This is a genomic window from Brachybacterium sp. (assembly GCF_052095815.1).
Lineage (GTDB): Bacteria > Actinomycetota > Actinomycetes > Actinomycetales > Dermabacteraceae > Brachybacterium.
In genome coordinates, this window is the sequence record NZ_JBQDLF010000016.1 from 26,616 (window position 1) to 46,097 (window position 19,482).

A 19,482-nucleotide genomic window follows, 5' to 3' on the forward strand; every position below is an offset into this window, starting at 1 on the left:
GCGCGGTCAGTGCCACCGCGCGAGCGACTCGGCGGTCTCCTGGACTGACGAGGATCCGGTGGCCACTGCGATCACGAGGTCATAGGCCTCATCGTCCGGTGCCTCGAGCGCGATTCCGTTGACACCGTAGAACACCACGACCCCGAGCCACCCCAGCCGCTTGTTCCCATCGAGAAGGGAGTGGTTGCGCACCAGCGACTCCAAGAGTGCGGCGGCCTTCAGGTCGATGGTGGGATAGGCCTCCCGTCCCCAGAGGCTGGTGGTGGGGCGGTGGGCGGCCGAATCCAGCAGCCCAAGCTCCCGCACCGGCCCCACCTGCAGGTCATCGATGAGGGAGAGCAGATCTTCTGTGCTGAGGAAGACGGTCACTGCGCGAGGCGGTCGAGCAGGTCGGCATACCGGGCCCGGCCCTGAGCGGAGAGCTCACCGACGAGCTGCTGGTGCCCTCGGCGGGCCGCTGCCTCGCGGATCGCGCGCACGGTTGCTTCCTGACGGCTGACCCCATCTCGCTCGGCCAGCTCTGCCAGGATCCGCTCATCAGCGTCCGTCAGACGCAGTGTCATTGCCATGCATGACATGGTATCACTGTGGTATCACCCCGGGCGAGGTTGCGGTGACGTTGGGCTCGAAGGGGCGCCTGACACTTGCGTCATCGCACCATCCGAACGGTAAAGTAAGTGGATGATGGCTTCCGTTCCCCGGTCGGCCCGCCCTGCGCACCGGCCCTCCGCCCGCGAGGCGATGCTCGATGCCGCCGAGGCGCACCTCGGCGCGGACGGCACCCTGACCCTCGACTCCGCCGCCCGCGCCGCGGGAGTCAGCAAGCCCGGGCTGATGTACCACTTCCCCACCAAGGAGCAGCTGCTCGCCGCGATCCTCGACCACATGGCCGCCCGCTACGAGCGCGGAATGGCGGCGGCGGTCGCCGAGCTCTCAAGGGATGCCGAACTCCCGAAGCGTGAAGCGCCCGGCCCCGCCGTGAACTCGATCTTCGCCGACGCTCCCGCGACTCAGCGCGTCCTGGCCTACTTGGACTGGGCCTGCACGGCACCGCTCAGCGCTTCTGACCTGGTGATCTTCGCGGACCCTCGCCTCCGTGTCAGCCTCACCGAGCGGTGGCAGGAGCAGATCGTCCGCTGGTTCCACGTTCCCGCGGGAACGCCGGCGGACGAGCGGGCACGGCTGCTGGCGGTGCGGCTGATGGCCGACGGCATCTGGTTCGACCGCGCCGCCGGGTTGCTCGAGACCGATGACGAACAGGCCGCTGCGCTGCACGAGCTCGCCGTGGGTCTGCTGGGGGGTGAGGCATGAGCCCCTGGCTGCTGCTGCTCGGAGCAATCCTCAGCGAGGTGACCGCGACCCTCGCCCTGCGCGGCGCCCTGGACCGCCCGGCCCTCTACGTCGTGGTCGTGACCGGCTACGCGATCTCCTTCGTCCTGCTCGCCCAGGTGCTTCGGCGCGGTATGGGCCTCGGCGTCGCCTACGGGATCTGGGGCGCCTGCGGGGTGGTGTTCACCGCGGCCCTCTCCGCAGTGCTCTTCGGTGAGGCGTTCACGGCGCTCAAGGTCAGCGGCATTGTGCTGATCGCCGCCGGGGTGGTGGTCGTCGAGCTCGGCTCCCAGCGGGCCCGGCGCGCAGAGGCGGCGGTCTCAGAGGAGGCGGTCTCATGAGCTGGCTGCTGCTGGGCGGGGCGATCCTCTCCGAGGTCGCCTCGACCCTCTCCCTGCGCGTCGCCGCCGGCGGCCGACGGGCCTGGTACGCCCCGGTGATCCTCGGATACCTCATCGCCTTCGCACTGCTCTCCGGAGCGCTGCAGGCGGGAATGCCGCTCGGGGTGGCCTATGGCATCTGGGCCGCCGCCGGGATCGTGCTCACCGCTCTGCTCTCCCGGGCGCTGTTCCGCGAGGCGCTCACCCCGATGATGCTCGCCGGGATGGGACTGATCGCGGCCGGGGTGCTGCTCGTCGAGCTGGGCAGCGCGGGCTGACGCCCGCTGGGCGCCGTCGGCCCGCCGTTCTGGCACAGTGGCCGACGAGGCATTGCCCAGCCGCGCTGGGGTCCGGTCCCGCTGCCCGGGGCGCTGCGTGCGCTGACAGGTTGCCGCTGGTTGCCCCTGGCCGGGGTAGGATCATCCGGCAGACAGCAGGCGCAGGTGCCCCGTCCGGAGCACGGTCGGGGTCGGTATGCGCCTCAGCAGACAGGCAACGCCGAGCAGGCGGGGACGGAGCCGGCCAGGTGGCGGACAAGCGCGTGACGATCTATGACGTCGCAAAGACCGCAGGTGTCGCCCCGTCCACGGTCTCCCGGGCCTTCTCGAGGCCCGGCAGGGTCAGCGCCGCCACCCACGCCACTGTGATGGCCGCCGCCAAGGAGCTCGGCTACCGCACCAGCGCCCCCGCCGCCCAGGAGCGGGGCCATCGCCACCACCGCCTCGGCATCGAGGTCCCCGACCTCACCAACCCCTACTTCGCCGAGCTCGTCTCCGGCATGCAGGAGGCCGCGCATGAGCAGGAGTTCCTGCTGCTCCTGCTCGACACCGTGGAGGATGAGGCGCGCGAACGCACGAGCCTCGAGAGCGCCGTCAACGTGGTCGACGGCATCGTGCTCGCCGGCACCCGCCTCTCCGACGCCACCCTCAACCACCTCACCAAGCGCATCCCCGTGGTGGTGCTGAACCGCCGCGTCGCCGGCCTGGATTCGGTCACCCCGGACTATGAGCACGGGATGGGCCAGGCCATGGCGCACCTCGCCGAGAACGGGTCCCGCACCGTCACCTACGTGGCCGGTCCGGTGAACTCCTGGTCCGACGGGGAGCGCTGGCGGGCCGCCCGCGTCGCCGCCCGCCAGCACGGGCTGCAGGTGCAGCGCCATGGTCCCTTCGCGCCGACCACGACTGGCGGGGAGCAGGCCTTCGAGGAGCTGCGCGACTCCCTTCCCCACGCGGTGATCTGCTACAACGACCTGGTCGCCTTCGGATTCCTGGTCTCCGCGCTGCGCGCCGGGATCCGGGTGCCCGGGCAGCTGTCGGTGATGGGACATGACGACATCCAGCTCTCGCGACTGGTGGGCGGTGGTCTCACCACCGTGGTCAGCCCCAAGCGGGCGCAGGGTCGGGCCGCGGTGGAGCGCCTGGTGCGTCGGATCGAGAACCCGTCGGCGCATCGCGCCCCGGTCGAGGGCTCCCTGCCGGTGCGGCTGGTGCCGCGGGGCAGCACCGGGCCTCGCGAAGCAGGTGCCTGAGCTCCGCGGAGCAGGTGCTGGCGCCCTTTCGCGCCGGGCGATCGTGCACCGCGAGGTCGGCAACCGGTGACAACCCTCGGCACTCTTCGCCCACCCTTGCCAAGATGGCGGCATGAGCAACGACGCCTTCGTGCCGCACCCTGACAGACTCTTCCCCGCCGACCCCGCTGTGCGCGAGATCGCTCGTGGGCTCTACGAGCTCGAGAAGGACCAGCCGATCGTCTCGCCCCACGGGCACGTCGACCCCCGGCTGCTCCTCGACAACGAGCCGTGGCGCGACCCTACCTCGCTGTTCATCACCCCTGACCACTACGTCAACCGCCTGATGCACGCCCGTGGCGTGGACCTCGCGGACCTCGGCGTGGGCCAGGGCCCGCTCGACGAGAAGGCCTCCCGCAAGGCCTGGCACCTGCTGGCCGAGCACTGGCACGCCTACGTCGGCACCCCCTCCCGCTACTGGATCGAGCACGTGTTCCACGAGGTCTTCGGCCTCGAGACGGTGCTGAACCCGCGCACCGCCGACGCGATGTATGACGCGATCGCCGAGAAGCTCACCCGCCCGGAGTTCCGTCCCCGCGCCCTGTTCGAGCAGTTCGGGATCACCGTCCTGGCGACCACCGACGACCCCGTTGATGACCTCGCACCGCATGCCGCGCTCGCCGCCGACGAGTCCTTCACCGGCCGGGTCATCCCCACCTTCCGCCCGGACAAGTACCTCGAGGCCGGCCGTCCCGACTTCCTCGCTCTCACCGATGCCCTCGGCGAAGCTGCTGGTGTCGACGTCAGCACCTACGACGGCTACCACGAGGCGATGCGCGCCCGCCGCCTCTACTTCCGCGACCACGGCGCGGTCTCCTCCGACCACGCCCACATCGATCCGGGCACCGCCCGGCTCAGCGATGAGGACGCTCGCCGCCTCTACACCGCCGCGCGCTCCGGTGAGATCGGCGCCGACGACGCAGTGGCCCTGCGCCGCCACCTGCTGGGAGACCAGGCCCGCCTTGCTGCCGAGGACGGTCTGGTCATGACCATCCACCCGGCCGTGCTGCGCAACCACAGCGACGAGATGTTCGAGAAGTTCGGCGCGGACGTCGGCTTCGACATCCCGGTGGCCGTGGACTATGTCCATCACGTGCGCCCGATGCTCAACGACGTGGGCCACCACCCGAACTTCCGCACCGTGCTGTTCACGATCGATGAGACGGTGCTCTCCCGCGAGATCGCGCCGCTGGCCGGCGTGTACCCCTCCGTGTTCGCCGGTGCCCCGTGGTGGTTCATCGACTCGCCCGACGCAATCCTCCGCTACCGCCGCTCCGTGTCGGAGACCCTCGGCTACTCGCGGACCAGCGGCTTCATCGACGACACCCGCGCGTTCTGCTCGATCCCGGCCCGGCATGACATGTCCCGCCGCCTCGACGCAACGCACCTCGCAGGCCTGGTCGCCGAGCACCGGATGCGTCTTGAGGACGCTCAGGAGCTCGTGGCCACCCTGCCCGATCAGCAGCCGCGCGAGGTCTTCCGCCTCGGCGCTGCAGGAGAGAAGAACTGATGAGCACTCCCAGCCCCTCGGACGTGGGCCGTCTGGTCCACCTCGGCATCGGCAACTTCGCCCGTTCCCACACCCTGTTCAGCACCGACGTCGCCGGTGGCTGGTCCGTGGTGGCCTTCACCGGTCGCTCGGCCGCGATGGCTGATGCGCTGAACGCCCAGGGCGGCAGGTACGGCCTGATCGTGCGCGGCCCGGAGCAGGATGAGGTCAGCCTCGTCGACGTCATCGACGAGGTGTTCCCCGCCTCCGACGTCGACGCCCTGGTGCGCCTGCTCGCCGATCCCTTCACCGCGGTGGTCACCCTGACCATCACCGAGAAGGGCTACGCGGCCGGCAGCGATCCCGCGACCTCCGCCCCGGCCCGCATCGCGCTCGGGCTGAAGGCCCGCCGTGAGGCCGGGGTCACCGAGCCGATCGCTCTGGTCTCCTGCGACAACCTCACCGGCAACGGCGAGGTGCTGGGCCAGGCGGTCCTCGCCGAGCTCGACGAGGAGACCAGGGCCTGGTTCCCGGACCATGTCGACGTCATCTCCTCGATGGTCGACCGGATCACCCCGTCCGCCGATGACGGAGCCTCGGAGACCGTGCGCGCGCAGACCGGCCTCGCGGACAGCGTCCCGGTGGTCACCGAGCCCTTCTCCGAGTGGGTCGTGGAGGACCGCTTCCGCGGCCGCCGCCCCGAGTGGGAGAAGGCCGGCGTGCAGTTCACCGACGACATCGAGGTGCACGAGCTGCGCAAGCTGCGTCTGCTCAACGGTGCCCACACCCTGATGGCCTACGCCGGTCAGGTCGCGGGCGTTGCGCGCGTGGACGAGGCGATCGCGCACCGTGAGGTGCGGGCGCTGGTCGAGCAGCTGTGGGTCGAGGCCCGCTCGACCCTGCCGCTGCCGGATCACGAGCTCGACGCCTACACCTCCGCGCTCGAAGTGCGGTTCCGCAACCCGCGCCTGGCGGACAACCTGATCCGCATCGCGGCGGACGGCTCCGTGAAGCTGCCCGTGCGTGCCCTGCCCGTGATCGCCGAGCGTGGCGGCCCGGACAAGGCTCCCGGCGAGGTCGCGGCCGTCGCCGCCTGGACGGCCTGGGTCACCGACCGCGTGCGCGGCGGCCGTGAGGTCCAGGACCCGAAGGCGGCCGAGATCGCGACCGCCGCGGCCATCCAGGACGCGACCGAGCGGGTCACCGCCCTGCTCGCCCTGATCGACGTGCCCGCCGGCGACCCCCTGATCGCCGCGGTGGCCGCCGAGGAGAAGCGCCTGCCGCGTCCCTGACGGCGCCTGGCGCGTCCCTCAGGGTCGTTGCTGCCCAGTGATGAGCGCGCGAGAACCATCCGTGGTTCTCGCGCGCTCATCATTCGTGGGCCCCCCTGCGCGTCAGGGGAATCAAGGAGTTCATCACTCCCCAGCAGCCTCGCGCGGGTGGGTGTGGTCAGCGAGCTGCCGTGCGGGGTGATCGCGGGCCTGCCCCCGACGGTCCGAGGGCGACGAAGGTCGCTCCGATGGCGAGGAACACGGCACCGGCGCCCACGTTCGCGGCGAGCATGAGGAGGCCGGCGACGATCATGAAGACGATCGCGTTGGCCGTGCGGAGGACGGACTGGGTGGCGGGGTCGGTGAGGGTGAGGTGTCGCGAGGTGCTCATGCCGTCAGCCTGCCTCCGCTCGGCGAGGGGGCCATCAGTCCGGCGTAGGGTCCGGCCTCGACCATGGTGGGGGATGTCGGCCGCCCTGCGGCCTACCGCAGCCGCGGCACCCAGCAGCGCACGCGCGCGCTGTACCGCGCATACTCCTCGCCGAAGCGGCCGGCGAGGTCACGCTCTTCCTCGGGTCGCACCAGCAGATGCCAAAGCACCCCGCCGGCCAGCGAGTAGAGGATCACCAGCCACGAGGCCCCGAGCAGACCCACGGCCACGCCCTGCGCGATCCCAGCAACCGCCATCGGGTTGCGCACCCATTGGTACGGGCCCGCGACTACCAGCTCGTTCGCCATCGCACCGGGCAGCGGCGTGCCCCGGCCCCGCCGGGCCATGGTCACCGCCGAGGCGACACCGAGCAGGCTCGCGGCGAGCAGCAGAGCCACTCCGGCGAGCACCGTGACCAGGCGGGCGGCCTCCGGGAGCACGGCGGCCACCTGCCAGCGCCGCTCCAGCCAGATCATCGGCAGCGGCAGCACCACCAGGAACAGCGTCCAGAACGCCATCATCTGGAGCAGGGTCGCCACCAGAGGGGCGTTCCCCTCGACCCGGCGGGCGGGCCGGAAGGCGAACGGGCCCACGAGGAATGTCGTCATCGGGATCCGGTCCCAGAGCACCAGCATCCCCGCGAGAACCGAGCCGGCCGAGGCGGCGATCATCGCCACCGCACCCCACCCGGCCTGCCCGGTCAGCGTCGCATAGAGCACAATCCCAGCCGTGACCAGCAGGGTCCAGGGAGCCGCGACCCAGGTCGCCCAGCGGATCCCGAGCGCCACAAGCGCAGAGGCCACCACGAACAGGGGGATGTCGAGCGCCCCCACCAGCAGCGGGTCCAGGCGTCCCAGGGTCGCCGTGGCCACGGCGGGGACCGTCGGCACGAGCACCCACCACAGGGCCCCCGCGATGGCCTGGACGGCGAAGTAGGCGCGGCCGGTGGCGCGGGTCAGCAGGGGCATGATCCGGTCAGGATATCCGTCCCGACCGATCAGCTGACGAGCCCAGCCGACCGGCCGAGATGACCTGCCCAGCGGCCCGCGCCTGCGGCTCGACCCAGGCCGGGTCGGGCCGGGTCAGGCCAGGTCGGCGAGCTTCTCGAAGCGTTCGAGACGCTCGCGGTAGTAGTCCTGGTGGGCGGCGACGGGCTCGACATGCGTGAGCACCGGCGCTTCGGCGACGGGAACGCCGGGAGCCGCCTGCTCGAGCGCCATCACGGCGGCGCCGCGCATGGTCGAGCGGGACACGGCGACGTGGTCGATCGGGGCGCCGAGGGCGTCCGAGAGCAGGTGCAGCCAGCCGGGGATCGCCCCGGTCATGCCGCCGGAGAGCACGATCCGCTCCGGCTCGCCACCGGCCTCGCGCATCTGATCGGCGATCCGCAGGAACGACAGGGCCACGCCCTCCATCGCTCCGCGCAGCATGTCCTGCCAGGTGGTGGAGGCGCCGACGTTCGCGAACATCGCCCGCGAGCTGCCGCGCCACTTGGTGCCGCGCTCCCCGGAGAAGAAGGGGATGACCAGCGGGGTGCCGGCGGAGACCGGGGCGGAGAAGAGTGACGTGGTGTCCGTCTGGGACACCTCGAAGGGCATCGCCAGCTCGTTGCGGCACCAGTCGAGCACCCGCCCGCAGTCGCTCATCGCGGAGCCGACGAGGCTGCGCTGCTGGTCCACGCGGTAGGTCCACAGCCCTCTGGGAAGGGTGGGGATCTGGGTGGAGAGCAGCTGGCGGATCGCGCCCGAGGTGGCGGTCGAGATGCCCCAGGTGCCCTCGCCGAGCGCACCGATGCCGAGGTTCGCGGCCAGGCCATCACCGATCACCGGCAGCCACACCGCGTTCTTCAGCTGCGGGAACTCGGCCGCCAACGGGCTGCCGGCGACGGGGATCGCATCCGAGGGATCCAGGGCCGCGCCCATCGCGGAGGCGTCAACGCCCACGGCCTCGAGCAGCTCGGGCACGTACTGGCCGGTGCGGCGGTCGATCATGCCGGACCAGGCCGCCGAGGCGGTGCCGAGCGCCGGGGTGCCCAGCAGCTTGAACGCCGCATATTCGCCCAGCGCCATGAAGCGGGTGGTGCGTGCGAAGACGTCCGGCTGCGTCTCGCGCAGCCAGGCCAGCCGCGGTGCGGTGTACGAGGAGTGCAGGCGTGCGCCGGTGCGCTCGTGCAGGCCCTCCACGTCAAGGGTCTTGGCGAGCGCGTCGACCTGGGTGTGGCAGCGGGTGTCCGCATAGGTGATGCAGGGGGTCAGCGCATTGCCGGCGGCGTCGACCGCGACCAGCGTGGATGCGAAGGTGTCGAAGCCGATCGCTGTCACCTCGCCGGGCAGCGGGGAGCTGGTGAGGACGGCGGCGAGGGAGGCGCGGATCTCCTCGACGATCTGGTCCGCGTCGATGGTGCTGGTGCCGTCGTCCGCGACGGTGAACTCGTGAGTTTCCTTGTGGTTCAGCCGTCCGAGCTCGCGGCCGGAGACGTCGTAGACCGCGGCGCGGGTGCCGCCGGAGCCGATGTCGATCCCGACGACGAGCGGTCCCTGGGCCTCTTCGACCGGGATGTTGAAACGGGGCATGGGGATCTCCTGCGCTCGTCGGGGCCACCTCCGTACGCTCGGCATCGATGCGGCGCCGCGGAGTCGTCCGGTCAGCATACGAGGGGACCCGCAGGAGACGGCCGGTTCGCCATGGGTTGCCACGGGGCGGCAATGACGCCTCGCATCGGTGCCGCTCGGGCGCCGGGACGGTGTTGCCTCGTCCCGACGCCCGACGCCCGACGCCCGACGCCCGACGCCCGACGCCCGACGCCCGACAGTGCTCAGCTGAGCACAGACTCCCCGAGGTACTCACCCTCGGTGCAGCCGGGCGGGATCGCGAACACTGCCGAGCCGATCGGGGTGGTCCACTGGTTCAGCAGATCCAGGGTGTCCAGCCGTTGCTGGATCGGCAGGAACTGGCCGAGCAGATCGGCCTGGAAGGACACGAAGATCTGCCCGGCCTCCGAGATCGCCTCGGAGTCCGGCGGCGGCGCGATGTCGTAGTTGTATGGCCGTCGGAAGATCTCCTGATGTTCACCCTCGTCGATGCCGTGCGCGCGGCGCATATGGGAGAACTCCCCGATCACGGGGAACCCGTTCGCGGAGACCTTCTCGAAGTCCGCGCGGGAGGTCTCCGTGCCGCCGGTGAGCGGTGCGCCGCTGTCCAGGCGGGTTCCGGTGGCCTGTTCACGAGCGGTGCGGTCGGCCTCGTCCCAGCCGTCCAGATCCATCCGGATCCGACGGATCACCATCGAGGTGCCGCCCGCGAACGGGCCCTCCTCGATCCACACCACCTTCGAGAAGTGCTCAGAGCCGGGGGCGGCGTTCGCGCTGCCGTCCAGCTGGCCGAAGAGGTTCCTCATCGTGGCGCCGGGGGCCTGCGTCCCCGGGGAGCGCCGGAAACCGGGCTGCACCCAGCGCACCCGGGTGAAGGCTCGGGAGTCCTTGAGCAGCATCCGCACCGCGTGGGAGACCGTGAGCGGGTCCTCCGCCGCGATCATCAGCAGCAGGTCCCCGCCGGTGAAGCGGTCCTCGAGCTGATCGATCCCGAAGGCAGGCAGCGGGGCCAGCCAATCCGGGACGGGCCGTTCGGCCCGCGCCATCAGGCCCGCCCCGAACCCGACCGTGACGGTGAGCGCGGCCGGCTCCGCCGCCATCTCCGGCTCCGTGTCCGCGAGCGCCGGCACGCCCTGGGTGAGACGGGCGGCATCATCGGTGAGCAGCCGCAGCAGGCGCAGCACTCCCTCACGGGCCACGTCCTCTCGCAGATCCAAGCCGACGAAGGTCGCGGCTGCGGGAGCGGGTGTCTCCACCCCCGCCTGGTGCTCGCCATGGAAGGGAACGGTCACCCCGCCGTGAAGGGAAGGCTCGGCGGCGGCCGACAGGGACGCCTCATTCCCAGCGCCGTCCCGCAGTGCCCGGTCCAGGCCGACGGAGGCGGCGCCCACGCCGAGCGCTCCCACACCGAGCGATCCGGCCCGCAGCAGGTGGCGACGTCCGGGCCTAGGCGCGGAGGTGTCCTGCGGGGTCACTGGTCCTCCTCGTGCTCGGTGTCGTGGCCGTCATGTCCGTCGGCGTGGCCGTGGTCCTGGTCGTGGCCGCCGCCGTGCTCGCCCCCGCTGTCGGAGGCTGCGCCGGATCCCGCAGAGCCCTCGGGCTCGTACTTCTCCTGGGCGCCTGCGAAGTCCTTCACGGTGGCGGTGAACGGCTGCTCGGTGCCGTCCTCGAACTCCAGGATCAGTTCCACCTCGTCCCCCGGCAGCAGAGCAGCGGTGAGCTCCATCAGCATGAGGTGGTTCCCGCCGGGCTCGAGGACCAGCTCACCTCCGGCCGGCAGGGGGAATCCGCCCTCCTTCTGCTGCATGCTCATACCGCCCGATCCGTCGGCGGTGGTCTCGTGGAGCTCCACACGGGAGCTGGCCGTGGTCCGCGCCCCGCTCAGGACGAGATCCTGCTCGGTGCCGTTGAGGAGCGTGCCGAAACATGAGCTCATGCCCTCCTCGGCGGCCTTGACCCAGGGATCGGCGACGGTCAACGAGTCGGTGGGGACTGTGCTGTCGGAGGGGGACCCTTCAACAGCTCCGGCTCCGTCCCCACCTCCGTCGCCGCCTCGGTCGCTGCGGGGGTCACCGGGGTCACCGGCGCACGCGGCCAGGGGCAGGAGCAGCGCTGCGAAGGCCGCGCGACGTGGCAGGCGGGCGGAGATCAGGGACGGGGTGGGCGGAGACGCTGCGGTCACGGAGACGGTGGGCTGCGGAGCGGTGTGCGATGACGTGCTGCGGGACATGCGAGGTCCTTTCGGAGACGCCTCGTCGGCCGATGGCGGGTGCGCGATCGGCAGCGGGCGTGAGGGAGCATCAGCACGGCGGAGCCGTGCCGGGATCATCCGAAGGGCTGCCTGAGCAGGCAGGGAGACTGCACCGACGACGCTGGGCGTCGGCGGCGCTCAGGCGGCCAGGACCAGGGGCGGGCCGCGTCGTTGCTGAGGGGAGAGCACCGCCCGGCGGACGTGCCGCAGCGGGGCACCCTCCGGCACCGGTCGGGACGGACCGGGCAGCACCAGGTGGGGGAGGGCCACTGCCTGTGGTGGCCTGCCCAGCACGTTCAGGACGGAGATGATCAGCCCGGTGCAGCGCAGCAGGAAGTTCTCCCCGCGCTGCAGCAGCAGCGTCGTCACGAGCGCGGCGGCGAGGTGCCACAGCAGCATCTGCAGGTCGGCGTGGGTCCCGTGCAGTGAGTGCTCGGCAGCCGCTGCGACCCCGTCGGCCCCATGCCCGGAGTGCAGTGAGGAGCCCGGGGACGTTCCCTCCCCGAGGAGGCTGTGGGCGCCGTGGCCCAGATGGGAGCCCGGCGGGGCGACCAGCGTGATGCTCGGATCTCCCGGGGTGCCCGCGGTGAACAGCCCATGGAACAGGGCCTGGCTGATGAGCACGGCCGCCCCCATCCGAGGGAGCGAGAACCGGGAACCGGCAAGCACCGTGCATGCCGTCACGGCGAGCCACCACGGGACGGCCACTCCGAGCCAGGAGGGCATCGCGCCGCCGCCCACCAGGTGCCCGCCGAGGGCGACCAGGGTCGCGATCGAGGCGGCCATCCCCCCGCGCAGCAGGCGCAGGGGGGAGCGGCTCGAGGTCATGGACCCCATTCTGCCTCGCTCAGCGAGCAGGGGTGGAGCCTGTCCCCGCAGTGTCCGCCGAAGCGTCCTATGCCGTGGGCGGCACCACCATCACCGGTCCCTCCGCCTTCGCCAGGACAGTTCGCGAGACCGAGCCGAGCAGAGTGGAGACCACGCGGCCATGCCCCCGCGTGCCGAGCACGGTGAGCTGGGCCGTCCCGGTGGCGTCCAGCAGAGAGGGTGCAGGATCGGCCACCATCGCCGTACCGCTGATCGTCAGGTCCGGGTAGGCCTCGCGCAGCGACTCGATGACGACCTCGAGCTCCTTCGCGAGCTCCTGCTGATGCTTCTCCAGGATGTTCGCATCGGGGAGCCAGGCCATGTACGCCGTGCCCCAGGCGTCGGGGCGCGGCATCACCGCGAGCAGCTGCAGCGGAGCCTTGAGCCGTCGTGCCTCCTGCGCCGCCTGTTCCATCGCGGGCCGATTGAGCTGGTACAGGTCCACCCCCGCCACGACGGGGGTATCCAGCTGCTGCGGGGTGAAGCGCTCGGCGCCCTCACCGGGGTCGATCTCGTACTGCTCCGGCACCACCACGGTGGGGCAGTGGGCGTGGGCAGGCAGCGCCGAGGACACCGAGCCCAGCAGACGCCCGAGGAATCCGCCCAGGCCACGAGCGCCGACGACCGCGAGCTGCGCCTTCGTGGACAGGCCCACCAGCACTCCGGCCGCGTCGCCGAATTCGGTGCGCAGATCGACCTCGCCGGGATAGTCGCGCAGATGCTCTCGCGCCATGTCCAGCAGCTCCTCGGCGGCGGCGAGACGGGCGACGTCCGCGGGCACACTGGGTATCAGCGTGGCGTCCGCGTAGGACATGGTGGGCACCGTGTACGCGGTGACCACCGTGAGCGGGCTGCCCAGGCGCTGAGCGGCGCGCGCCGCGTAATAGAGTGCGCGCACGGAGTGGTCCGAGGCGTCGAAGCCGACGAGCACCCCGAGGGGACGAGAACCGGGATCAGTGGGGAGCGGGGACTGCGAGGTGACGCCGTCGTCGTGCATCTGGACCTCCTGGGCCGGGGGCTTCAGCGGCCGACGACGGTGCCCCCGTCGATGAGTCCGTCACCGGTGATCTCATCGTAGGGCCGCCCCGAGGGCGCAGGACGGGCCGAAGGTCCGGATCCGCAGAGGGTCTGCGCTCTGGGCGCGGACCTCTCCTTCACCGCGACGACCGCGGAATGCACCGCGACGACCGCGGAATGGCGCGGACCGGCGCTCTGAAGGGACGGGCGGGGCCCGAGCTGTGACGGGCGTCGAGCGGGGCCCGGCCCGACGTGCTCACACCTCGGGCTGATCAGGCAGCCCGAGCTCCTGCGCGTAGCGGTCCCGCAGCTGCTCCCAGCCGTGGTCGAGGGCGTCACGTCCCACGATCCGTTCCTGGTCCAGGCCCTCCAGGCGGGCGTCGAGCACGGCGAGGCACACCTGCCAGCCGGCCAGGTAGGTCGGGGCCAGCTGCGGGTCGGCGAGCTTCATCAGCAGCGTCAGCCGGGCCTCGTCGATCAGCCATTCCAGGACGTCATCGCCCCAGCGGTGGCTCAGCGCATGATCGCCCGCGGTGGCCAGCACAGCGACGGCGACCGGATCAGCCTCGGGGGTCTCTCGCGAGAGCACCGGACCGACCTGGCTCAGCGGCCGCTCGGGCACGATCGGCGACCAGGTCGCCAGCAGCTCAGGATCGGTGAGGTGAGCCCAGATCTGCTCACCGGTGCCGGCGAGGTCCACCTCGAGGATCACGGCGTCCTCGGTGAGGTCCACGGCGACAGGGAGTGCGGCGATGCGCTGGTCGATGTCGGATGCGTTCACAGGAGTGCTCCTTCCGGGCGCCGGGGCAGGTGCGGCGGCGCAGACGACGTCCCGCCATTGTCCACCCGAGCCTTCCGGGCGGCGAGGACCTCGGTCTCGGTGCTGATGAGGCGCGGCGTGATGAGGCGGGACTGGGCGTGGCGCTGCCGGGGAGTGGTCGGGTGAGTCCGCGGTCGGTGCACTGCGGTTCGGTCAGAGCGCGGTGACGCCCGGGATCCGCGCTGCCGTCTTCACGGTGATGGACCGGATGCGCGCCATGAGGAAGCGGGCGGCGGGATTGTCCTCGACCGCGCGACGCACCCGCATCTGCACCCGTCGCGTCGGGCCGGGGGAACGCAGGGGGATCGCCACGATGTCGGAGCGCACCTCCGCGGCGATCAGAGACGGCTGCACGCTCACGTACTCGCCAGTGGCGACGAAGCCGGTGACCGCGGGGAAGTCCGAGGGGTTGACCTCCACCGGCGGGGTGAATCCTGCGACGCGGCAGGCGGCGGCGATCCGGTCGAACCACAAGGAGTCCAGCGGGTCGTCGGTGACCCAGGGGAGGCTCGAGAGCTCGGCGAGAGCGACCTCGTCGCGATCCGCGAGCGGATGCGAGGCGGCGACCAGCACCGAATAGATCTCCTCGAGCAGATCGATCTCGCGCCAGTCCGCGCCGAAGGAGGGTGTGGCGTCGTCGGTCAGCACGATGTCCGCGCGGCTGCCGGTCTCCTGGACCGAGCAGTCCCGGTACAGCAGGTCCAGTGACAGGTCGGGGAACGCCGCCCGCACGTCCCGCGCGAGGACCGGCACCCAGGTGGCGGCGACCGAGGTCATGTATCCGAAGGTCAGGGAACCGGTGCGGCCGCTGGCGAGCTCGCGCGCGAGCCGCTCGACGGCGGCGAGGGCGTCGAGGGCCGCGCCCGCCTCGTGCGCGATCAGGCGGGCTCCGGGGGTGACGGAGATGCCGCGACCCGTGCGCTCCAGGAGCGTGAGGCCTGTTTCCCGGCCCAGGGTGGAGAGGTGCTGGCTGACTGCCGAGGGGGTGTATCCGAGCGCCTCGGCACTGGCGCGGATGCTCTCCGTCTCGACGACGGAGCGCAGGACGCGGAGCTTCACGGGATCGAGCATGGAGCGACCCTACCTCCGTTCAGCTCCGCTGAACAGAACGGCGGGAATCATCGCTTGTCCTGACGGGTCATGGGACGCAGGATCGAGCCATGACCTCCGCACTGATCGGCCTCGCACTCATCCTCCTCATCGCCCTCGTCGCCGTCGGGCTCGGGACGCTCACCCGCCTGCTCGCCAGCCGGATCATCGCCCCACGCTCACTCGAGAGCACCCCGCTGACCCCGCTGGAGCGCATCGCGCTCGGCAACGAGGCGATCGCGAGGGATCTGCAACCCGACTCGACGCACCCCGTGGCCCGGACCGCCGCCCGGGACGCCGGGACGCGCATCGGCGACCGCCCGGCACAGGAGCACGAGCTCGCCGAGCGGTACTTCTTCGCGGCCACACACGGGCTGCGGTGACTCACGGGCGCGGCGCGTAGACCGCGCGTCGACGACCGGGCGGCCCGCTGATGGGCCCGCCACGCTGCTGAGCCCGGCCTCCGGTGCGGGCGTGCCCGCGGATCGGGGGGTTTCCGGCCCCGTGGGGGGCGGTTGGGGGGGGGGCAAGCCCCCTGCAGGGCCGCCGGCCGGGGGGGGGCGGGGCGGGGCCGGGCGGGGCCCCCCCCCGGCGGCCCCCCCGGCCCCGGGGGGGGGGGGCCGGGGGTCGGGTTCTTGCCCGGGCCTGTGGGGGGCCGTTGCGGCCGCTCACCCCCCCGATCCTGGACGCCGGCCGGGGCTGGGCCGGGCCGGGCCGGGCCGGGCATGCGCCGGTGGCTGGGGCCGGAGACCGGGTGCCGGGGCCGTGCGTGCGCCGGGGCTGGGCGTGCGCCGGGGCCGGGGCCCGCAGCTGGCCGGGTCAGCCCTCCCGGCGGCTGAAGCGCGGCGCGGGCAGCGGGGGTGCGACTGCGGCGGGCTTCTGCGCGAGCAGCGCGAGCGCCTCGGTGATCCCGCGTTCGAGCTGCGGGTCCTCGCCACCGACCCAGGCATTCGGCGGCAGCGGCACCTCGATGTCGGGCTCCACGCCGTAGTTCTCGATCGCCCAGTCCTCGCCCTCGAACCAGCTCGCGTACTTCGGCTGGGTGACGCCGGTGCCGTCGACCAGGTCGAAGCGGCCGTCGATGCCGATCACCCCGCCCCAGGTGCGGGTGCCGATGATCGGGCCGATCTCCAGGGCGCGCGAGACGGCGTTCACGATGTCGCCGTCGGATCCGGCCTCCTGGTTGGTCACGAGCACCACCGCACCGCGCGGTGCGAACGCCGGATAGGTGCCGGGCCGCTGGTGGCGCGGATAGCCCCAGGACAGCACCCGGCGGGCGATCCGGTCGGTGACCAGCTGCGAGGTGTGGCCGCCGCTGTTGTAGCGCACGTCTACCACGAGGCCCTCCTTGGTGGATGCCTCGCGCAGGTCACGGTGCATCTGCGCCCAGCCGGAGGAGACCATGTCGGGGATGTGCAGGTAGCCGAGCCGACCGCCCGAGAGCTCCTCGACCAGTGACCGCCGGGCCGCGACCCAGGCCTGGTAGCGCAGCGCGGAATCGTCGGCCAGCGGCGTGACCGCCACCCGATGCTCGGCGCCGTCACGCAGCAGCACCAGCTCGGTGGGCTTGTGCGCCGCACCGACCAGCGCTGCCTCGACGCCCTCGGAGTACACCGGGCGGCCGTCGACGCGGAGCACCGCATCGCCCACCTCGGCGCCCACCCCGGGGGCCAGCAGCGGAGAGCGGGCATCCGGATCGGAGGAATCGCCCGGCAGGATCCGGGTGATCACCCAGCGCCCGTCCCGGAGCGCGAAGTCAGCGCCCAGGTAGGCGGGGAGCATCGGCGGATCGGCCTGGTAGACCCCGCCCTGCACATAGGCGTGCGAGGTGCCCAGTTCGCCCTGGACCTCCCACATCATGTCCTGGAAGTCGTCCTCGGTGACCAGGCGCTCGATCACCGGGTCGTACCAGGAGGTCATCGCGTGCCAGTCCATGCCGTCCATGTCCGCACGCCAGTACTGCTGGGCCATGATCCGGTAGTTGTCCCAGAGCATGCCGCGACGCTCCGTGACCGGATCCACGGTCAGGCGCATCCGCCCGGTGTCGATGACCACCCGGGCGGGGTCCTCGTCCTCGGCCTTGCGGGTCGCGGGGATCTGCACCCAGCTCTCACCCTGCTTGACGACCAGGGTCTCGCCGTCGCCTGAGGCGGAGAGGTCGGTGACGCCGTCGGCGAGCACGGTGAGCTTGCGGTCGGTGAGGCTCCAGCGCTCGAGCGTCGGCGTCGGCGCATCGCCCTCGACTCCGGCCCGGGTGCTGCCGAGCACCCCCTGCTGGGGATGGCGCAGCCAGACGAAGCCGTCGCTGACCGCGGTCAGGTGCGAGTAGTAACCGGAGACCACCGGGAACGGGACCAGGCGGGACTCGATGTCGTCGAGCTCGATGCGGGTGCTGGGTGGCCGGTCGACCGCCTCGGCACCGGCGGCGCTGTGGGAGGTGGCCGGCTGGGTGGAGGCGGCGACTGCAGCCTTCTGGTGGGAGGCCTCGCTGCCGGCGGCCTCGCTCCCGACGCCGTCGGTTCCGGCGCCGTCGGCGCTCGCGGCATCCTTCCCGCCGGGACCGCCGGGGCCGTCCTTGGGGTCCTTGTCGGAACCGGCCGGGCCCCAGCCGTCGGGGTGCGGGCCGAAGGGGTCGGGGGTGGTCCGCTCCAGGGGCAGCAGGAACGGCCGCTCGGCGTTGACGAAGCCGAGGTCGAAGACCATGTCGTCGTACACCGTCTCGAAGGTGGGCAGGCTCAGCAGCGCGAGGTGCTTCCCATCCCGGCTGAAGGCGGGGGAGCCATCCTGGTACTTGCCGGAGGTCAGCGCCCGGCCCGTCGGCTCCTGCTCCTCGGTGTCCGAGAGCATCAGCCGGCTGAGCTCCCAGGAGTTCGGCTCGGCCCATACGAGCCAGCGACCATCCGGTGACCAGGCCAGGTCCTTCACCTCGCCGCCGCCGGATCGGCCGACCTCGCGCACGTGGTCCAGTCGCGGGGTCTCCACCGCCGTCTCGGCGTCCTGCTCCCAGGCGGAGGCCGACGGGTCCTTCGCAGCCTGCGAAGAGGCCTTCGCCGGGTCCTCGATCCCGCGCAGCGTCACCAGGCGCACCACATTGTCGTGGGAGGAGATCGCGACCTTCGAGCCGTCCGGGGAGGGGATCGCGTGCAGGATGCGGCCCACCTCGCCGAGGTCGAGCCGGATCTCCTCGCCGCCGCCGTCCAGCCGCGCGAGAGCCAGCACGTCGGAGCCGACGCCGCCCTCCTCCCGATCTGAGAGCGCCTCCGCATCGGAGACGAACAGGGCGAAGGGGGAGCGGCCCAGCGGGCGGACCTCGCGCAGCCGCAGGCCGCAGGTCCCGGCCAGCAGGCGGGAGGGCCCGCCGCGGTGGGTGAGCGCATGGGCGCTGCCCCGCCACTCGACGACGCTCGCACGCGCATCGTGCAGAGGCCTCATGGCCAGGAGGTTCTCTGTCGCGGAGGCGGGCCGCGGCAGCCGGGAGGCGCCGACGCCGGAGGCCAGGATCTCGATCTCGCGCGGCTCGGCGTCCAGAGACTCCATCGCGAAGAGCCGGCCGCGGGAGCTGAACACGATGGTGGAGCCATCGGTCGCCGGCTCGCGCAGGTAGCCGTCGGCGGAGCTCAGCGAGGTGTGGGCGCGGAGGTCGGAGCCGTCCAGTGCGACCGACCAGAGGTTCGCGGCGGCGCGGTCGGTCAGGGCCGCGCCGGGGCCGGGGGTATCGGAGGCGAACAGCAGCCGGTCGCCGTACCAGGCGATCCGCAGCTTCGAGGCGAGGATCTCGTCCAGCAGCGGCTCCCAGGAGCGACCTGCGTGGGCCTCGGCCGGGGCATCCAGGGGGACGTCCTCGCGGGAGGTCCAGAGCTTCACCGCGGTGCCGCCCTGGTAGTGCTTCCAGGAGGCCTGGTCGCGGCGCCACGGGGTGGCGACCACGGTGGTGCCGGAGGGGTGGATCGCGACCTCGCCGCTGCGTCCCAGGGGAAGCAGCTCGGTCCCGCCCTCGAGATCGATCGCCCACAGCTGCGCGTCGCGCGCGATCGGGGCGCCATAGCTGGTGGTGGCGACGATCCGGCCGTCGGGAAGCCAGCCGACGACCTTGGTGCTGGGCCGTCCCCAATAGGTCAGCCGACGCGGGGCGGTGTCGCCCTCGACGCCGATCACCCACACCTCGGGACCGCCCGAGGTGCGGGAGGTGTACGCGATGTGCTCGCCGCTGGGCGAGAAGCGGGGGTAGCCGACGGGTGCACCCTCGTCGGTCAGCCGCCAGGCGCGACCGCCGGCCAGCGGTGCCAACCACACATCGTTCGCGGCGGTGAAGGTGACGATGTCGCCTCGGACATCGGGGTGGCGGAGATATGCGGCATGGGCAGGCGTCGTCGACATG

Annotated in this window: 19 protein-coding genes; 7 read left to right on the forward strand and 12 right to left on the reverse strand. The window is 72.1% G+C overall.

Annotated elements, in window-relative coordinates; genetic code table 11:
- Positions 1-6 precede the first annotated feature (6 nt).
- The gene (locus ACTH43_RS08450) at positions 7-369 is read right to left on the reverse strand and encodes a type II toxin-antitoxin system death-on-curing family toxin (protein WP_441444470.1); all 363 of its coding nucleotides are present in this window, start codon (positions 367-369) and stop codon (positions 7-9) included.
- Positions 366-569: a CopG family transcriptional regulator gene (locus ACTH43_RS08455; protein WP_441444471.1), complete on the reverse strand. Its 204-nt coding sequence runs from the start codon at positions 567-569 to the stop codon at positions 366-368. The genes ACTH43_RS08450 and ACTH43_RS08455 overlap by 4 nt, the downstream gene beginning before the upstream one ends.
- Positions 570-681: 112 nt before the next feature.
- Between ACTH43_RS08455 and ACTH43_RS08460 the strand changes: the two genes are divergently transcribed.
- From ACTH43_RS08460 to ACTH43_RS08485, 6 genes are all read left to right on the forward strand, one after another.
- Positions 682-1,311 (forward strand): TetR/AcrR family transcriptional regulator, encoded by a 630-nt coding sequence (locus ACTH43_RS08460; RefSeq protein WP_441444472.1) that lies wholly within the window; start codon positions 682-684, stop codon positions 1,309-1,311.
- The gene (locus ACTH43_RS08465; RefSeq protein WP_441444473.1) at positions 1,308-1,670 is read left to right on the forward strand and encodes a DMT family transporter; all 363 of its coding nucleotides are present in this window, start codon (positions 1,308-1,310) and stop codon (positions 1,668-1,670) included. The genes ACTH43_RS08460 and ACTH43_RS08465 overlap by 4 nt, the downstream gene beginning before the upstream one ends.
- Positions 1,667-1,987 (forward strand): DMT family transporter, encoded by a 321-nt coding sequence (locus ACTH43_RS08470; protein WP_441444474.1) that lies wholly within the window; start codon positions 1,667-1,669, stop codon positions 1,985-1,987. Before ACTH43_RS08465 ends, ACTH43_RS08470 begins: the two co-directional genes overlap by 4 nt.
- Positions 1,988-2,235: 248 nt before the next feature.
- Entirely contained in the window at positions 2,236-3,240 is a 1,005-nt protein-coding gene (locus ACTH43_RS08475) for a LacI family DNA-binding transcriptional regulator (RefSeq protein ID WP_441444475.1), read from the forward strand.
- Between the two features lie 112 nt (positions 3,241-3,352).
- Positions 3,353-4,789, forward strand: coding sequence for a glucuronate isomerase (uxaC, locus tag ACTH43_RS08480; protein WP_441444476.1), 1,437 nt, complete (start codon positions 3,353-3,355; stop codon positions 4,787-4,789).
- Positions 4,789-6,060, forward strand: a complete 1,272-nt coding sequence (locus ACTH43_RS08485) for a mannitol dehydrogenase family protein (RefSeq protein WP_441444477.1) — start codon at positions 4,789-4,791, stop codon at positions 6,058-6,060. Before uxaC ends, ACTH43_RS08485 begins: the two co-directional genes overlap by 1 nt.
- 157 nt (positions 6,061-6,217) lie before the next feature.
- Here ACTH43_RS08485 and ACTH43_RS08490 read toward each other — a convergent pair whose 3' ends face one another.
- The 9 genes from ACTH43_RS08490 to ACTH43_RS08530 form a co-directional block, all read right to left on the reverse strand.
- Entirely contained in the window at positions 6,218-6,430 is a 213-nt protein-coding gene (locus ACTH43_RS08490; protein WP_441444478.1) for a hypothetical protein, read from the reverse strand.
- 92 nt (positions 6,431-6,522) lie between these two features.
- Positions 6,523-7,437: a methyltransferase family protein gene (locus ACTH43_RS08495; RefSeq protein WP_441444479.1), complete on the reverse strand. Its 915-nt coding sequence runs from the start codon at positions 7,435-7,437 to the stop codon at positions 6,523-6,525.
- Between the two features lie 114 nt (positions 7,438-7,551).
- A complete protein-coding gene (locus ACTH43_RS08500) occupies positions 7,552-9,042 on the reverse strand; it encodes a gluconokinase (protein WP_441444480.1) in 1,491 nt (496 codons plus the stop codon).
- 242 nt (positions 9,043-9,284) lie between these two features.
- A complete protein-coding gene (locus ACTH43_RS08505; RefSeq protein WP_441444481.1) occupies positions 9,285-10,535 on the reverse strand; it encodes a Dyp-type peroxidase in 1,251 nt (416 codons plus the stop codon).
- Positions 10,532-11,290 carry a copper chaperone PCu(A)C gene (locus tag ACTH43_RS08510; RefSeq protein ID WP_441444482.1) on the reverse strand — a complete coding sequence of 253 codons (759 nt, stop codon included), beginning with the start codon at positions 11,288-11,290 and terminating at the stop codon, positions 10,532-10,534. The genes ACTH43_RS08505 and ACTH43_RS08510 overlap by 4 nt, the downstream gene beginning before the upstream one ends.
- A gap of 159 nt (positions 11,291-11,449) precedes the next feature.
- Positions 11,450-12,139, reverse strand: coding sequence for a hypothetical protein (locus tag ACTH43_RS08515; protein WP_441444483.1), 690 nt, complete (start codon positions 12,137-12,139; stop codon positions 11,450-11,452).
- Positions 12,140-12,206: 67 nt separating this feature from the next.
- Entirely contained in the window at positions 12,207-13,175 is a 969-nt protein-coding gene (locus tag ACTH43_RS08520; RefSeq protein WP_441444484.1) for a universal stress protein, read from the reverse strand.
- A 276-nt stretch (positions 13,176-13,451) separates the two neighbouring features.
- The gene (locus ACTH43_RS08525; RefSeq protein WP_441444485.1) at positions 13,452-13,976 is read right to left on the reverse strand and encodes a hypothetical protein; all 525 of its coding nucleotides are present in this window, start codon (positions 13,974-13,976) and stop codon (positions 13,452-13,454) included.
- A 192-nt stretch (positions 13,977-14,168) separates the two neighbouring features.
- Entirely contained in the window at positions 14,169-15,086 is a 918-nt protein-coding gene (locus tag ACTH43_RS08530) for a LysR family transcriptional regulator (RefSeq protein WP_441444486.1), read from the reverse strand.
- Positions 15,087-15,175: 89 nt separating this feature from the next.
- Here ACTH43_RS08530 and ACTH43_RS08535 point away from each other — a divergent pair, with 89 nt between their 5' ends.
- Positions 15,176-15,487 (forward strand): hypothetical protein, encoded by a 312-nt coding sequence (locus tag ACTH43_RS08535; RefSeq protein WP_441444487.1) that lies wholly within the window; start codon positions 15,176-15,178, stop codon positions 15,485-15,487.
- 436 nt (positions 15,488-15,923) lie between these two features.
- On the opposite strand, the gene ACTH43_RS08540 is transcribed toward ACTH43_RS08535, so the two are convergent.
- Positions 15,924-19,481, reverse strand: a complete 3,558-nt coding sequence (locus ACTH43_RS08540) for a S41 family peptidase (protein WP_441444488.1) — start codon at positions 19,479-19,481, stop codon at positions 15,924-15,926.
- Position 19,482 lies beyond the last annotated feature (1 nt).

Bases quoted from the DNA above. Each gene is read 5' to 3' on its own strand.
- ACTH43_RS08455 (WP_441444471.1), bottom strand. From the start codon at position 569: ATGGCAATGACACTGCGTCTGACGGACGCTGATGAGCGGATCCTGGCA.
- ACTH43_RS08460 (WP_441444472.1), top strand. From the start codon at position 682: ATGATGGCTTCCGTTCCCCGGTCGGCCCGCCCTGCGCACCGGCCCTCC.
- ACTH43_RS08465 (WP_441444473.1), top strand. From the start codon at position 1,308: ATGAGCCCCTGGCTGCTGCTGCTCGGAGCAATCCTCAGCGAGGTGACC.
- ACTH43_RS08470 (WP_441444474.1), top strand. From the start codon at position 1,667: ATGAGCTGGCTGCTGCTGGGCGGGGCGATCCTCTCCGAGGTCGCCTCG.
- uxaC (WP_441444476.1), top strand. From the start codon at position 3,353: ATGAGCAACGACGCCTTCGTGCCGCACCCTGACAGACTCTTCCCCGCC.
- ACTH43_RS08485 (WP_441444477.1), top strand. From the start codon at position 4,789: ATGAGCACTCCCAGCCCCTCGGACGTGGGCCGTCTGGTCCACCTCGGC.
- ACTH43_RS08490 (WP_441444478.1), bottom strand. From the start codon at position 6,430: ATGAGCACCTCGCGACACCTCACCCTCACCGACCCCGCCACCCAGTCC.
- ACTH43_RS08495 (WP_441444479.1), bottom strand. From the start codon at position 7,437: ATGCCCCTGCTGACCCGCGCCACCGGCCGCGCCTACTTCGCCGTCCAG.
- ACTH43_RS08500 (WP_441444480.1), bottom strand. From the start codon at position 9,042: ATGCCCCGTTTCAACATCCCGGTCGAAGAGGCCCAGGGACCGCTCGTC.
- ACTH43_RS08510 (WP_441444482.1), bottom strand. From the start codon at position 11,290: ATGTCCCGCAGCACGTCATCGCACACCGCTCCGCAGCCCACCGTCTCC.
- ACTH43_RS08515 (WP_441444483.1), bottom strand. From the start codon at position 12,139: ATGACCTCGAGCCGCTCCCCCCTGCGCCTGCTGCGCGGGGGGATGGCC.
- ACTH43_RS08520 (WP_441444484.1), bottom strand. From the start codon at position 13,175: ATGCACGACGACGGCGTCACCTCGCAGTCCCCGCTCCCCACTGATCCC.
- ACTH43_RS08530 (WP_441444486.1), bottom strand. From the start codon at position 15,086: ATGCTCGATCCCGTGAAGCTCCGCGTCCTGCGCTCCGTCGTCGAGACG.
- ACTH43_RS08535 (WP_441444487.1), top strand. From the start codon at position 15,176: ATGACCTCCGCACTGATCGGCCTCGCACTCATCCTCCTCATCGCCCTC.
- ACTH43_RS08540 (WP_441444488.1), bottom strand. From the start codon at position 19,481: ATGTCGACGACGCCTGCCCATGCCGCATATCTCCGCCACCCCGATGTC.